The following is a 15,926-nucleotide window of genomic DNA, read 5'->3' on the forward strand; positions in this document are numbered from 1 at the left end:
GGTCTCGATACGTAGCAGACATGCTGTCTGAAATCACAAGTCCCGGAAATAGTAACTCGGAGGTTGGTCTTGCGGTCACAGTTCCCAACGGTTTGTGCCTGTCTGGCATTGGTCATTCTCTTTTCAGGTGCAGCGATCGCGCAGTCCGCACCGAAACTCAATGTCGAACATTATGAATTGCCGAACGGGCTGGATGTGATCCTCTGTGAGGATCACACTATTCCGGCGGTGGCAGTCAATATCTGGTACCATGTCGGTTCGAAGAATGAAAGGAATGGGCGGACCGGGTTTGCTCATCTGTTTGAGCACATGATGTTTCAGGGGAGCGAGCACTACAATTTCGATGTGTTCAACTTTGTCGAGCAGATGGGCGGAGAGTGCAACGGCAGCACCAATGTGGACCGAACGAATTATTTCGAAGTCGTCCCGAAAAACTACCTCGAGCAGGTACTGGCACTCGATGCCGACCGAATGGGGAATCTTTTGCCAACAATGGACCAGGCGAAACTGGATAACCAGCGCGATGTGGTCAAGAATGAGCGCCGCCAGAGATATGAGAACGAGCCGTACGCCATCAGTTGGGAACTAGTACCACACCTTCTGTATCCTTCAGACCATGGTTACTCCTGGCCGACAATCGGGAGTATGGAAGACCTATCGGCGGCCTCGCTGGACGATGTCAAAGAGTTTTTCGTGAAGTTTTACTCGCCGAACAACGCGTCTCTATGTATTACCGGGGACTTCGATCCGGCGCAGGCAAAAGGATGGGTGGAGAAGTATTTCGGCCCGATTGCGCCGGGGCGACCGATCGAACGAGTGGCCGAGTATGTGCCGTCGCTTGACGGCGTGAAACGGGCGGTAGCGGAAGATCGCGTCAGATATCCCCGCCTTTACATGACCTGGCCGACCCCCGGATTCTACAAACCTGGAGATGCCGATCTGGATATTCTGGCAACCATCCTGACTTATGGGTCGAACTCACGCTTGTACAAATCGCTAGTACATGAAAAGCAGATAGCCCAGAGCATTGTTGCCGCGCAGTATTCGAGCGAAATAGGCAGCCGGTTTGAGATCAATGCGATCGTACGTGAGGGGCACACGCTGGAAGAAGTGGAAGGGGCCATCGATGCCGAATTGCAGAAGGTCCTTTCAGACGGGGTGACCGCATCCGAGGTCGCGGCAGCACAGAACATTTATGAAATGGATTTCTTCCTGCGGCTCGAAAATATCCGTGACAAAGCAGACATTATAAACAGCTACAATGTTTTTCTCGGAGATCCGAACAATTTGGAGTGGGATCTTGGTCGCTATCGCAATGTAACTCCTGCATCAGTCATTGATGCCGCAAAGAAATATCTGCACCTAGACAAGAGGTTGATTCTGTCAGTTGTTCCTCAAAAGAATCTGGCAGCAAAGGGAGAGATCGACCGCGCGGTGAAGCCGACAGCCGGCAGCGATCCGAAATTTGTGCCTCCAGTGCCGGAGATGGATAAGCTGGAGAACGGACTGGAGATCTATGTGATCAGCCGACCGGACCTTCCTCTGGTGCAGGTCAATTTGCTTGTCAAGAGCGGATGGGCAGCAGAACCGGCCGAAAAGCCGGGACTGGGCAGTCTGACGGTAGGCCTTCTCAAGAACGGAACGACTAGCCGGACTTTGATGCAGATATCCGAGGAGATGAAGCAGTTTGGAGCAATCCTAACGACGAGCAGTAGTTTCGACTATTCAAAGGTCGACCTCAGTGTCCTGAAGCGGAACCTGGACAAGGCACTACCAGTGATGGCGGATGTAGTGCTTAACCCCTTGTTCGCGCAAGATGAACTGGATCGGCAGCGATCGCTACGTATCGAAAGGTCGAAACAGGAGAATGATCACCCAGTCGATGCCGCCTTTAAGACTCTCTACCAACTGCTGTATGGCGATCATCATCCGTATGGTCAGTCATATACCGGGACAGGAACAGTGAATTTTCTGGAGGGAATGACCCGAGAGAATGTAATCGCGTTCTATCAGTCGACCTTTAAACCGAATAATGCGGCGCTTCTCTTTGTCGGAGACATTACGATGTCGGAAGCAAAGGAGAAGGCGAAACGGTACTTTGGGAGCTGGCAGCAGGGGACTTCGGTGTCGACTGTCATTCCCGAGCCGTCGCTGCCTGACGAAACAATAATCTATCTGATAGATATGCCGGGTGCGGTACAGAGCATTGTGGTGGCTGGCCACCCCGGAATGTCGCGGTTGTCGCCTGACTATGCGGCCGCTCAAGTTATTAATACGGCCCTTGGCGACCATTTCTCCAGCCGTCTGAATATGAACCTTCGGGAAGACAAGGGGTATACCTACGGCGCTTACACATTCTTCACCAGTCGAAGAGGAACCGGTGCGTTTGTTGCCTATTCGGCGGTACAAACCCAATCGACCAAGGAATCAGTGGCAGAAATGGTAAGAGAATTCCGGGATATTGTCGGCAGTCGCCCGGTAAGCGATGTTGAGATGCAAACCAATAGAGAGTTTTTGATCCGAAGTTTGCCTCAAGAATTTCAGTCTGTTGCAGCTATTGCGTCCCATCTGGACACGCTTGTCCAGAACGGTCTGCCAATCGACTACTGGAACAAATATATGGACCAGTTGGCTTCGGTCGATGTCCCGATGGTCAATGCTAAGGCGAAAGAATATCTTCACCCGGATAACCTGATCATCGTGATTTCGGGTGATCGGGCAAAGATCGAGGAGGGACTGCGCGGACTGGGGATTGGGGAAGTCGTCATTGTGCCTAAAGCACTGCACTGACCAGAAACGAATGAGATTGAAAAAGGCGAGTGGTTACCCACTCGCCTTTGTTATTTGCACAGAATTGCGCTCTTACACTTTGACCTTTTGCAGTTCCAAACGGTGCTTGCCGTTGATCTCCGGGACTTTCATTGGGTACTGACTGGAGAAGCAGCCGTGGCAGAAGCCTGCTTTGGGGAGTGACGGCATCGCCAGCATGCCATCCAGTGACAAGTAACGAAGCGAATCGACTCCGAGGTACTTTTCAATCTCTTCAAGCGACTTATTGGCCGCGATCAGTTCCGCACGAGTCGGCATGTCGATCCCAAAAAAGCAGGGGGAGATGATAGGCGGGGAAGAGACCCGGAAATGTACTTCCTTGGCACCGGCATCACGAATCATCTGAACCATCTTTTTGGAGGTCGTGCCGCGAACGATAGAGTCATCGACAACAATGACCCGTTTCCCATTGAGTACACCGCGAACCGGGTTGAATTTGACGCGGACATCGAGATCGCGAATGTGTTGCTCCGGATCGATAAAGGTGCGCCCCACGTAATGGTTGCGAATCAATCCGATCTCAAACGGGATACCGGATTCTTCGGCATAGCCGAGGGTCGCGGTGTTGGCCGAATCGGGGATACCGATAACGATATCTGCTTCGACCGGGTGTTCGCGAGCCAGTTGGCGACCAAGGCGACGGCGGATCTTATCGACATTCTCGCCGAAGACTTTTGAATCGGGACGCGAGAAGTAGATGTATTCAAAAATGCAGTGGGCCGGTTTGGCTGCCTTCATAGGGTAATGCGATTTCATGCCGTCGCGGGTGATCTCCAGCACTTCGCCAGGCTCGATGTCCCGGATATATTCGCCACCGATGATGTCAAACGCGCAGGTTTCGGAGGCGACCACCATTGCACCGTTGAACTTGCCAAGCGCCAACGGGCGGAAGCCGTGCGGGTCACGTGCGGCAATGAGCGAATTTTCGGTCATGAAGAGAAGCGAGAAGGCCCCCTTGATGATCGACAACGCGTCGCAGATGCGAGCGAGCGTATTTGCCTTCTTCGACGTGGCCGTAAGATGAAGGATGATCTCAGTGTCCGAGGTGGTCTGGAAAATCGAGCCCTTGGCATCGAGCTTAGAGCGAAGCTCCAGCGAATTGGTCAGGTTGCCATTGTGGGCGACCGCGAGATACTTGTTCCTGTTAGTGATCAGGAAAGGCTGAATATTGATGAGTGAGGACGCACCGGTCGTGCTGTAACGGACATGGCCGAGCGCAATATCCCCGGTCAGTTTCTTGAGATTGGCTTTTTCGGCGAAGACTTCGGCGACCTGCCCCATACCTTTGTGCAGGTGTACCTTGCCGCTATCGACCGTAATGATTCCGGCGGATTCCTGGCCGCGATGTTGAAGGGCATAGAGTCCGAGGTAGGCGAGTTCGGCCGCATCGGCATTGCCGACGATTCCGAAGATACCGCATTGGTCGTGAATTACATCTTCCAGCATATCGACAGAAGTCCTCCGTCCGAAAAAAGGAAACCGCTAAGCTATTGCCGGTCAGTTCAAATGTCAACCGAATTCGCCGGCTTACCCAGCCAGGGCGGGAATATGTGAAAAACGCTGCAGGAACGACTTTGTGCCCACCCGGGTGTGCATTTCCTGAACAGCGAAAAGACTGGATAAGTCACTGCAAATACGATATGTTTCGCCTGTACTTCAGATTTACTGCGTAATAGAGATTTCGGGAGAAATCGAGCATTCCGTTTGCTCAACAGGGTGTTGGGCAGATACCAAACTATGGAAGACCGCGCACAACACAGATTCGACATCCTCAGGCAACTGGCTATTGCCGGTTACCGGGGGGAAGATTTCCGTCCGACCGCCGAAATGGCGCTTCGTCAGGCGGCCGATCTGGTTGGGCTTCAGGCGGCGGCGCTTTATCTCTGGAACGACTCCCGGGCGATCACTCTGGCGGTTTCTCATGCCGATTCTATCCAGGCACAGGAGACACTGACCTCCCTCGAAGAGAGCTTATTTGCCGGCCTCCGTAAGGACCGTCAGCTTCTGGCGGCCTACATGAGTTTTGGAGGGAATCCACCGTTTCAGACATTTACGCTTCCGATCCGGTTTGGGGAATCGATGTTGGGAGCGGTGATCGGGATACAAGAGGGGGACCATCGGCTGGTCTCTGAGGATATGTTTCTTGAGGCGGTTTGTGCGGCATTGTCGCTATACGTGGTGGCAGGTCAGGCCGGACTGGCGAAAGCCGCGACAAATGACCTGATCGCCAAAGAGCGGTTAGGAGCAGTGCTCCAGACCGCGGTGACAGTCAATCATGAGATCAACAACCCGCTCACCGCTATTCTGGGCAATATCCAACTGTTGCTGATGAAGCGGAAAGATCTGGATGAAGAGCTGGTCAGCAAACTAAAGACGGTTGAAGAAGCCGCACTTAAGATCAAGGATGTAACCCAGCGACTCCTCCGCATCACCTCGGCACGTTCTGTAGACTATGCCGAGGGGACCTCGATGCTTGATATCTCCGACGATCCCGATTCCAAATAGCCTAATTCTTCAGTATCCAGTCCACCAGCGCCTGCATCGCGGCCGGATTATCGTTGATGATATCGGTGCCGTGGGCATCACCATCAAAGATCATCAGGGTGCAGTGATCCGGATTTAATGACGCCATCTCCCGAACAGATTTGTACGAGTATTCGTCGCTGGAAGAGGCGACCAGCAGGATCTTTCCTTTGAATGCCATGATCGCATCAGCCGGTTCCAGGCCACGGTAGTTGAGTCCGGGGGAGAGGAGGATCATGCGCTGAATTTCGGGCATTTCCTCAGTCAGCAGAGCCGCGGTGTTGGCGCCAATGGATGCGCCGATGAGGATGAGGTTGGAGGTACCTTTCAGGGCGTCTGCAATGTCAGCTGGATACTTGGCGAATTCGGTCTCCGTCATAGATTCCCAGCTCAGTGTAGCTTCTCCACGCTTGACCGAGCATCCATGGCCGCGCATGTCGAAGATCCGCCAGGTAGGGAGACTGAAATTTACCGAGTCTGTTCGTTTGCTCAACTCGGTTAGGCTGTCTTTCAGCGGGAAAAAACTATCACGCGTATGCCCCATCATCGGCAGGCAGACAAACGTACTGGCGGCTTTTCCGGAACGACCGAAGGTGGTGGAGCAGATGACGAGCGAATCTCGGGCGACCGATTTCATCTCAGTCTGTGTGACCTTCATCACGGGCGTCTGGGAAAAGCCAACACTGCATGCGATTATGAGAATGATCGCCAAGTACGCTTTCATGTTTCCACCTCAGTCCTTTGTGGTCACCAAAGAGAAAGCGGCGATCACCAGATCACCGCTTGATTTCAGAACAGATACTCGCTTAGAGGTAGGTCTCGGAGACCTCTTTCAGTTTTGCTGACAATTCGGTCGCATGAATCTTGTAGTTCTCCATGTCCTTCTTGTCACAACAGTCTTTCATCAGGGCAGCGAGCTTGTACACCCGGGCCAATTCTTTGACCATGGCTTCCTGCTGTCCCTTCACTTCTGCTGGAATAGTAGATTCGTTCAATGCCGTGACCTTGGTCACCAGCGTTTCGGTCGAGCCGATGATCCCATCCATGTTCTTGTTTGGGATATGCTGTTCGACGATGATCCCGGCGGTCATGATGGCACCCTCCAGTTCAGGGTAGGAGAAGGGAGAGAGCATATGGGCGGTATTTTCAAATTCTTCGTGAACTGACGGCATGAGCACGTAGCAGGAATCCTTGAGGCCAGCTTTGGCTGCTCCGGCGAAGTCCTTGACCAATTGGGCGAATTTCTCGCGATGGTTCAGAAAGGCTGCCTTGCGAGCAACGCTCTTCATAGTCGGTTGGATATCGGCGATTCCTTTGAAGAGCGAGTCAAATTTCGGACCGGCGGCAACCAGTGCATCGAGATCCTTGGCCGGGTAGGCGGAATGCCAGGTAGGAGCCATCACCTCGTGAAACGCACCAAACGCCTCAAATCCTTGTTTGGCGGCCTGATCGGATGGGCAGACATGGGCCAGGTTCTTCGGCCAAGGCCAGAGTTGTGAGCATCAGGAGAAGAACGAGTGAGGAGAAAAGTCGCATTGTGTGTGCTCCTGGTACGATATGGTTAAATAACATTTGTTTCATGAGTTACGTCGGCTCCGGTGAACCGAGTCGGGCTCAATGGCGAGATATCGATGGTCGGCTTTTCGCCGCACAGGATCTCGGCCGTCACCAGACCGGCCGCCGGGGCGTGCATGAACCCGTGCCCGGAGAACCCGGTGACATGGAACATACCGCCAACCTCGGCATCGTGGCCGATGATCGCCTGGTGATCCGGAGTAGTCTCATAGAGACCGGCCCACTGATTAGCGATCTCCGCGGTTTCGAGTTGCGGGATCCGATCGAGTGCTTTTTCGATGATCGTGTCGACATAGTCTGGGTCAGTGGAGACATCAAATCCCGGCTTTACTGATTTGTCTGCCCAGCCAAGAAGCAGGCCCTTCGATTCCTTGTGGAAATAGAGCCCGGACTTGACATCGACGACCATCGGGAAGAACGGTTGTACAAAATCAAGTTCGCCGGTGGTGACGCACATCCGTTTGTACGGTTCGACTTTGACATCAGCTCCTGCAAGCTTTCCGATCTCGCCGGCCCATGCGCCTGCACAGTTGATAACCCAGGGAGTCTGAATTTCGCCTTTGGACGTGCGAACGGAAGTCAGCTTGTCGCCCGATTTACCAAAACCGGTTACATCGCATTCCAGTTCAACGTCGACCCCCATCTTCCGGATTGCCGACTCATAGCCGCGCAGAAATTCAGACGGGTCACCAAGACCATCATCATGGCAGAACGTGCCAAGTTGGATATCATCGAGCCGGACATGAGGAGCGTATTGCACTATCTCGCTGGGCTTGAGCAACTGGACATTGAGGCCGAGGGAACGTTGTAGTTCATAATGCTTGGTATAGGTTTTGACATCAGCATCATCCGACAAGAGGAAGAGGTAGCCGACCTGGTCAAAGAGAGCTTGGAACCGGTCTCTTCCTTGAAATTGGCAAACATCTTCTCGGAGAGCATCGACATTTCTATATTGGTCTTTGTTGAGAACTGGGCGCGAATTCCTCCGGCCGCTTTGGTGGTTGAACCAGCGCCAGTGAATGGCTCCTTTTCGACCAAGACGACCTGACCGAATTTCTTCCTGGCAAGATAGAATGCAACGGCGACTCCGATGATCCCTCCGCCTATTACAACCGCATCTGCTTTAGTCCGCATGTCACTACCTCAAACAACAATCGTCGTACGTGAAGATTTTCACTAAGGTAGGAAATAGGCGACTATTGTCAAGGGGATTCACCGAGCTTTCGGTGAAGGGGAAAACACAGCTCTCGGAGTTACGGCGTCATGTTGGTTGTCAGGTTGTCGTTCCAACTTATAGAAAGACAACGAGGTAGTGGGGGTCTGCGAAATACCAAAAGAAGAGAACATGGTAGATTGCAGTCGCTGATAGCCGAAATGTTGACTTATCTGGCTGGCTATAAGTGTCGAGGTCGACCGTTGCCCATTTTCCAACAATTCTCTACCTTGGCGACATGTCGACCTACCCCCGACTGCGAACCGATCTGGTCGCCGTTCCATCGGAAGTGGACGGCAGTACCGTCTATACGGTCAGAGACCCGATCACGGGGCGTTACTTCCGACTTCGCGAGCCGGAGTACTGGCTGATTCAACAACTTGATGGGGAAACCTCACCCTCGACGATTTCCACCCGCTTTCAAGAGAAGTTCCAGATGAATATTGGCGCCGAGGCGGTTGAGCAGTTCGTCAAAGCACTCGAGCAGCTCTATTTTCTGGATGACGGTCGCAGTGAAGTTGAGGTCGCCAAGGCGGCACGAGAATCGAAGCGCAAGCAATCGCTGGCGGCACGTTTGCTGTTTATCAAAGTGAAGGGGTATGATCCTTCCCAATTCATTGAGCGGTTGTTTCAGTATTATCGGCCTTTCCATCGACCACTCTGGTTCTTGCTGCAGTTTGCTGTGATCATGCTGGGCATGTACCTGTTGCGCGCACACTTTTCCAATTTCGCGCTCCGTCTCCCCGAGCTATTTAATATTGGCTCGATCGTTACCATCGTGGCCGCCCTGTTTCTGATGATCACGTTGCATGAGTTCGCCCATGCGCTGGTCTGTCGGTATCATGGCGGCAAAGTGCGGGAGATGGGCCTTTTGCTGATGTACTTTCAGCCCTGTTTTTATTGTGACGTGTCCGATGCCTGGCTTTTCAAAGAGAAGTCGCAGCGACTGGCGGTCACCTGGGCAGGCCCGTACTTTCAGTTCTTTTTTCTCGCGGTAGCAGTGATCGTCTGGCGAGTGACGGTCCCCGGAACGGGGATCAGCGAGTTTGCCCGGATCTGTGCGATCGTTTCCTGGGTCAATTTCCTGTTCAATTTTAATCCGCTGATCAAGCTGGATGGGTACTATCTCCTTTCAGACTGGCTCGAGATTCCCAACCTTCGCCAGCGGTCCTTTGGCTATTTAGGGAATGTGCTGAAACGTCATCTGCTCGGCTGGCCGATAGAGCGTGTGACCGTCACACCGCGACAGCGGAAAATCTTTCTCATTTACGCGCTGTTGGCGTTTGTTTATTCGGCCGGTCTGATTGTCTACGTCATTTGGCTGGTGGGCGAATTCCTGATCGCAAAATGGGGTGGTACCGGATTCCTGTTGTTGGTGGCAGTGCTGGCAGTTATCTTCAAACAGCCGGCGGCCGAGGCCGCCAGAGGGACACGGCAACATCTCATCTATATGAAACGACTACTGCACCAACCGATTCGACTGACCATCTACAGCCTACTTCTACTGGCGGTAATATTCGTGGGTGGGTTCGTCAACTTCCCACACCGGGTAGTGGGAGATGTGGTGGTCCAGCCAATGTCCGAATTCAGCCTTTCCACAAGCAGCGATGGTCTGCTGGAGACATTTCTCCGGCATGGCGGTGCCAATCCAGAGAAAAAGACCTCGATTCTGAAACTGATCACCCAGGATGTCGGCGCGTTTCCGGTCACCCCCAGAGTGAAAGAGGGGCAGACGGTCAAGATCGGTGACACGCTGGCGGTCATTGCCTCCAATACGGTGGATAAGGACCTCCAGGGTGCCCGTAGTGACCTGCAGAGGCTCCAGGACCAGTTGACGGTCCTTCGCACACAGCCGAAGCGGGAGGAGATCGCTGCCGCCCAGGCGGACGTTCGGGCGGCTCAGGCGACCTATGATCAGTCGCTCCGAGATCTCAACCGGATCAAAGAGCTGGCAGAGCGTGACTTGGTGGCGGCCAACCAGCTTGAGTCAGTCAGATCATCTGCAGATGTCGCCAAGGCCTCGCTGGAGAATAAGAAGTCATATCTGGCGTTGCTCAAGTCACCGCCGCGCCCGCAGGATGAGGCGATCATCCAGCGGGATATTGAGAAGCAAATGAGCCGGATCGCATTTTTCGAGGCCCAATTGGGAGCCCAGGTGATCCTGAGCCCGATTGATGGCTTGGTATCAGTCACTCGCCATTCAGATGCTCTTCTGACGGTTGCTGATAACAATGTGGTCGAGCTTTTGGTGCCGGTGTCCGATTTCGATCTCAACCTCGTCCAAACGGGTCAACCAGTGCGGGTCAAGGTGCGGTCCTTTCCGGACAGGCTCTTTTACGGGACGGTCGTGCGAGTGCCCAAGATCTCCAACGAGGAGGGAGTGGCTATGCAATTCCCGGTCGCGGTGGCGGTTTTTAACGCGGCGGGGAGCCTGAATCCCGGCATGACCGGCTATGCGAAGATCGAAGTGGGGGAACGTACTCTACTGGAACGTGCGATTCGGAAGGCAATGTCGGTCGTGCGTGTGGAATTCTGGTCCTGGTGGCTTTGGTAAGCGCTTTCGGACTGAACTAAGTCGGGGTGTTTCTCGTCCGTGTGATAATCGGAGTTTTTAGGGCGACGATTGGCGTGCGAAACGACTGTGTGTGAAGGGATTATCTTTCCCGGATGCGGAAAAGATTTCCAACCGGCTGACAGGTTTTGACAGTGGGGACGGGCAATGTGGAGTGTATCACACTCTATTCCCCTTGACGGAATGCGGCATTCGATTATATTAAATTCAAAGGCAACTAAAAAAACAGCTGATTTGCACGCATGAAAAACCTCCAACTAGTGGAGGGCTCTTAATAACATGTTAAAGGAGGTGATTCAATGGTGAATTACAAACTGAACGTTGAAGTCCTCGAGACTCGTATCGCTCCGGCTGGCATCAGCCTCGGCGGCCAGTAATCGTATTGGTTCGTGAGCATTCGAGCTTACCGAAGGGCAGGGTGACCTGCCCTTTGCTTTTGTCCCAAAACTTGTCCCAGCCGCCGAATTTCTGATACCAAGAATCTCACCATTCGTTTTTCCTGAAACAACGACCGATCCCGGTCGCATGTAGTACCATCGGCAATCCCCTTTACGATCTGAAGGGCTTGCCGGTAATTCGCATATGCCTGTTCAATATTCCCATTGCTGGATTCGATCATCCCAAGTAGCGTGATAGCATGGGTATGTTCCGGCATCAGGCCGAATGTGCGGGATTCGTCACGGTTTTGGATCGCCAAGTTTCGAGCTTTAGCCAAATCACCGCGCTGGAGCATTAGTTCTATAAGGACGTTGATCAGTCGCGGCCGCTCGATGTAGTGGGGGATCTGTTCGCTCAATTCGGCGAGTCGAGGGAGTAGCTGTTGTGCGTCGTCCAACTGTCCGGCTTCGAGTAGCGCTTCAGCGCGATTGTAAAGGGCGACAAGTAGATCAGTCGATTTGCCACATTCTTTTGCCAACGCAGTAGTTTGCTCGTATCTCTGAGGGTCTGGATCGATCCTGCTGCGCAACATCTCCGCGGCGAGTTGCAGCGGCTTGACATTCTGTGCAATGGCGACACTGAGAGCCGCATGTGTCAGCTCCAGCGCTTGCTCGCGATCATTAAGCATCAAACGATACATCGCTTTGGTCAACGGGATCTGAACGTTCCACTGCAGGTCCTCGACATGCTGCATAAGAGACTCGATCTTCTCCAGGCACTCCACGAATTCCCTGGGCTTGCCCAGGCGCATTTGCACCTGGGAAAGCGAGTGCTGGAAAGCGATCTGATGCGGCCGATGGTTCAGTTCGACCGCGAGAGCGAGACCCTGATTCAGAAACTTAAGGGCGTCGCGCAAATGTCCAGCCTCGAGCAGAACCATAGTTAGGTTCTCAAGATTGTAGAGAATCTCCTTTTGGCTGCCTATTCGCTGATTGATCTCCAGCGATTCCTGCAATTGCTCGATGCCGCGGTCGTACATGCCACGAAGGTAACTGAGATAGCCGAGATTGTTGAGAGTACGAGCGATCTCGCCGGCATCGCCAAGTTCCTTCTTGAGTTCGAGAGATTTCTCCAGGAGAAATGTGCCACGTGTAAGGTTGCCGACCAGACAGTAGACTGAGCCCATGTTTGAAAGGGTTGAAGCAACCTCGGTCGGGGCATTCAGGCGACGCTGTATACGCAAGGCGGAGCGATAGTAGCGAAGGGTGTTCCCCAGGTCTCCGGCGTAGAAGTAGGCGTTACCGATGTTGTTATAGGTCCTGGAGAGTTCAAACTCCTCGCCCATCTGCTGGTAGATTGTCACTGCCTGGTTGAGGGCGTCGAGGCCGGATTTGGAATCCTGTTTCATTTTGTAGAGGTCACCAAGATCGCGATATGTCTCGGCTAGAAGCTTGTCAGGGGAGAGATCGCGATAGAGTGCGACCAGACTCTGATAGGTCGCCAGAGCATCGTCAACTTCGCCGGTCTCTTTCTGGATGTCTCCGCGGAGCATCAGCAATTCCCTTACCTGTGCGATTTTGCCGGTAAGGGCGGCAAAGTCCAAAACCGAGTTGAGGCAGAAGATCGCTTCTTTGGCCCGATGTTCTCCGCGTAAGAGTGAAGCGGCCTGATAGGCACAACGGTCCGCGGATTCAAGGTCTCCTGCCCGCAAGTAAAGTTGCGTGGCAGAAGCGTGGCGATTTTCGCGCTCAGCCAATGGAGCGGCCCGCAAGGCAAACCTCTTGATGGTTGACGGGCGCAGCAGGGGGAGAAGCAAGCTGGTGAGCGCATTGGTAGAGTCCGTGTTGGTTGCGGCATCACACACAGCGGTTCGCTTTTCTCGCAGACTTCTCCGGCTGAATTGTTCGAGTTCAAGTCTCCTGAGGCGGTTAGGCCAATAGACATTTCCGGAAAGTGCCGGACCATTTTCGGTGATCGAGACAATCCCCTTGCGGAAATTCGACTCGAGAGTCAGTCTCAGGCGAGACGGTGACTTTGCCGTGATCATCTCAAGTTGCCTGGTCTGTTTCGTCGAAAGACCGGGGAGAGAATTCATCATCACCTGATATTCTGATGCCGCTTCAAGCAGGTATTTCGGCCGCAATAGCTTCTCAAATGGATAAGTGGCGCCTGCTGCACGCAGCGAGCGGCAGACCGCTAATGCCGTCTGTGGACGCTGATCGGCTGATTTGCTGAGGAGCGAAGTGACCAGATCGGCCAGCGGTTTCGAGACTGACGGCGCCAATTGATCGAGAGGGAGTGGTTCTTCCTCGCGGACGCGCGCATTGATCAGCATCGGGTCGGTCTCGGACCCAATGAACGGGTGCTTGCCGGTCAACATCTGGTAGGCGATAACACCGAGCGCAAACAGGTCGGAGAGATGACTCGCCCGACTGTCGATGATCGTTTCTGGCGCCATGTAGCCGACTGTCCCGAGGCCAACCCTGACGGTGTCAGGTTCATATTCATAACGACCAAGAGAGAAATCCGAGAGCTTGGCAAAAAACAGCTTGTCGGATTTGCATCGGTCAAGTTCGACGGGAAGGAAGATATTCTGCGGTTTCAGGTCGCCATGGATAATCTTGAGCTGACGCAGATACTCGAGGTCGGCTGCGACTGCGGAAAGCAGATTGAGGGCTAGGGCGAGGTCGGTTATCCGTCCGAGTTGATCGAGGGTTTTGCCTTCGCAGATCTCGAGTAACAAGTAGTCGGTGGAATCGTCAGGTCCGTTCAGGATACGAACGAGGCCGGGAAACCGTCGTGTGCCGATAAGGGAAAGCTCGCGCGAGGCGAGCAGGTGGAAGTCGATCCCGGGCTCAGGGACCGGGAGCGGGCGTTTCAGGGCGGCTTCGCGTCCGGACGTGCCGACGCGAACGCGGAAGACTTCGGCAGTCCCCCCACGGCCGAGCCGCTCCATCAAGTGGAAGCGTGACTCGTCACCGGACTGCTTCATTGCCCCTTATTTGGCTTTCCTGGGCTGGACTCGCGGAAGGACCAGCTTGAAGATCGTTCCTTCGCCTTCTTTCGAACTGACGAGCAATTCGCCGCCATGTTGTTCGACGATCTTGCGGCAGTTGTAGAGGCCGAGTCCATGACCATGCTTTTTGGTCGTGAAATGCAGGTTGAACAGCTTGCCGAGCGTTTCTTCGGTCATCCCGACGCCGTTGTCGGAGATCTCGATAGAGAGGCGCTCCTGCACGCGGTCATAGCCGGCGCAGATGCTGATCTGACGCTTGAATTCCTTGCCGTCCGACTGATTGCGCACAGCATGTTCTTCAATGGCATCCGCGGCGTTGTTTAGCAGGTTCATTAGTACCTGCTGTACCTGACCGACATCGATCTCCACCGACGGGATCTCGGTGGCGAGATCGAGCGTGAAGTGGATGAGTTTGAAGCGCGGTTGCACGCGGAGCGAGAAGAGCAGGTCGTCCACCAGGTGGCGGATATCGTAACTGATATATTCCGGCTCCGGCTTGGAGAAGTCCATCAGGCTGTCGACAAATCGCTTGATCTTAAAAATGTTCTCGGTGATCGACTTGGAGTTGAACTTCACCTTGTCGAACTTCTCGCGATCGATATTGAGCGAAAGCAGTTCGGCGTTGTTCGAGATGATGGAGAGGTAGTTGTTCAACTCGTGGGCGACCGAGGCGGCCATTTCGCCGCGCGCGACCAGCTTCTCAGAGAGAATCACATATTTCTCCATCAGGACTTTCTCGGTGACATCTTCGATCGCCATGTTGATACCATCGGTACCATCTGGCAGCTCGGAGACCGGCGAGATCTTGATGGAAAGGACTTTCTCCATGTAGCCGGTATTGTGGAAATAGCGCGGGTCGGCGTATTCCTGCTTGGCGGCCAGGGAATCGGTGATCATCTTCTTCCAGCGAAGTTGCTCACCCTCGGGGAGACGGTCGACAAAGACCGTCGGGAGGCTGCCTTCGCCTACTACCACCACGCTGTCGCGATTGAGGTCGAAGATCTCAAGGGCAACCGGGTTGATGGTGGCAATACATCCTTTGGCGTTCAGTACCACGATTCCGGTCGGTGTATTTTTGACCACGGATTCGTGGTATCTTTTCATCGTGTAAAGGGAGTGGTACATCGCGGCGTTGTGCAACGCGTTGGAGACCAACTGGCCATAGAATTCAAAGAGATAGAGGTCCGACTTGAGAAACATGCCGGCCTGATTGGTATTATCCACGTAGATGACGCCGATCACCTTGCCCTTGACGGTCAAGGGAACGCACATGATCGAGCGGAGGTGCAACTCAACGACCGACTGCTGCTGAGCATAGCGGTCATCCTGCAAAGCGTCGGAAGTATAGACCGACTTACCGGTCCGGGCGACCTGGTTGGTGATCGAGGAGGAGATACGGAAGTCTTCCTCCATCATCTGTTCGCGGCAGAGATTGTAAGCGGACTTGACCTGGAGTTCGCCCTTGTCGTCGAGCAACATGATCAATCCGCGCTCGGCATGCATCAACTCGATCGCCTGCTGCATAACCATCTGCAGGACGTCATCAAGGTTGAGGGATGCATTGATGGCGAGCGAGACCTGGAGCAGCGCCTTGAGGTCGGTCATGCGAACGGAGGCGCCATCCGCATCCTGTTCCGCGGAAAGCCGAGGATTATTCTCGGCGACCCGATCCAGCGTTTGTTCCAGTTCATCGAACAGGTCGACAACAACTTTGCCACTGTCACTCTGGGCAGGAGTCGTCATAGTCATCGTGTTCGAAACCTTGGACGTGACGTACTTGTACGTCTTTTCGTCTTCATTCTGTTTCATAGTCATAGCGT

At 53.7% G+C, this 15,926-nt stretch carries 10 protein-coding genes; 3 read left to right on the forward strand and 7 right to left on the reverse strand.

Going from position 1 to position 15,926, the window contains the following annotated elements; all coding sequences use genetic code 11:
- Positions 1–69: 69 nt before the first annotated feature.
- Entirely contained in the window at positions 70–2,790 is a 2,721-nt protein-coding gene (locus IPH75_02255) for an insulinase family protein (protein ID MBK7140887.1), read from the forward strand.
- Between the two features lie 72 nt (positions 2,791–2,862).
- On the opposite strand, the gene IPH75_02260 is transcribed toward IPH75_02255, so the two are convergent.
- Positions 2,863–4,275 (reverse strand): amidophosphoribosyltransferase, encoded by a 1,413-nt coding sequence (locus IPH75_02260; protein MBK7140888.1) that lies wholly within the window; start codon positions 4,273–4,275, stop codon positions 2,863–2,865.
- 291 nt (positions 4,276–4,566) lie between these two features.
- On the opposite strand from IPH75_02260, the gene IPH75_02265 reads away from it, so the two are divergent.
- Positions 4,567–5,334 carry a hypothetical protein gene (locus IPH75_02265; protein MBK7140889.1) on the forward strand — a complete coding sequence of 256 codons (768 nt, stop codon included), beginning with the start codon at positions 4,567–4,569 and terminating at the stop codon, positions 5,332–5,334.
- Position 5,335: 1 nt separating this feature from the next.
- Here the strand turns inward: IPH75_02265 and IPH75_02270 are convergent, their stop codons facing one another.
- The 4 genes from IPH75_02270 to IPH75_02285 form a co-directional block, all read right to left on the reverse strand.
- A complete protein-coding gene (locus IPH75_02270; protein ID MBK7140890.1) occupies positions 5,336–6,076 on the reverse strand; it encodes an alpha/beta hydrolase in 741 nt (246 codons plus the stop codon).
- Between the two features lie 82 nt (positions 6,077–6,158).
- Positions 6,159–6,752, reverse strand: coding sequence for a hypothetical protein (locus IPH75_02275; GenBank protein MBK7140891.1), 594 nt, complete (start codon positions 6,750–6,752; stop codon positions 6,159–6,161).
- Positions 6,753–6,913: 161 nt separating this feature from the next.
- Positions 6,914–7,783 (reverse strand): FAD-binding oxidoreductase, encoded by an 870-nt coding sequence (locus tag IPH75_02280; GenBank protein ID MBK7140892.1) that lies wholly within the window; start codon positions 7,781–7,783, stop codon positions 6,914–6,916.
- Positions 7,687–8,061 carry an FAD-binding oxidoreductase gene (locus IPH75_02285; protein ID MBK7140893.1) on the reverse strand — a complete coding sequence of 125 codons (375 nt, stop codon included), beginning with the start codon at positions 8,059–8,061 and terminating at the stop codon, positions 7,687–7,689. Before IPH75_02285 ends, IPH75_02280 begins: the two co-directional genes overlap by 97 nt.
- Positions 8,062–8,378: 317 nt before the next feature.
- Here IPH75_02285 and IPH75_02290 point away from each other — a divergent pair, with 317 nt between their 5' ends.
- The gene (locus IPH75_02290) at positions 8,379–10,694 is read left to right on the forward strand and encodes an HlyD family efflux transporter periplasmic adaptor subunit (GenBank protein MBK7140894.1); all 2,316 of its coding nucleotides are present in this window, start codon (positions 8,379–8,381) and stop codon (positions 10,692–10,694) included.
- A 421-nt stretch (positions 10,695–11,115) separates the two neighbouring features.
- Here the strand turns inward: IPH75_02290 and IPH75_02295 are convergent, their stop codons facing one another.
- The gene (locus tag IPH75_02295) at positions 11,116–14,082 is read right to left on the reverse strand and encodes a tetratricopeptide repeat protein (GenBank protein MBK7140895.1); all 2,967 of its coding nucleotides are present in this window, start codon (positions 14,080–14,082) and stop codon (positions 11,116–11,118) included.
- Between the two features lie 6 nt (positions 14,083–14,088).
- Positions 14,089–15,921, reverse strand: a complete 1,833-nt coding sequence (locus IPH75_02300; protein MBK7140896.1) for a GAF domain-containing protein — start codon at positions 15,919–15,921, stop codon at positions 14,089–14,091.
- Positions 15,922–15,926: the final 5 nt, after the last annotated feature.

This window comes from bacterium (genome assembly GCA_016708025.1).
In the GTDB taxonomy this organism is placed as follows: domain Bacteria; phylum Zixibacteria; class MSB-5A5; order GN15; family FEB-12; genus FEB-12.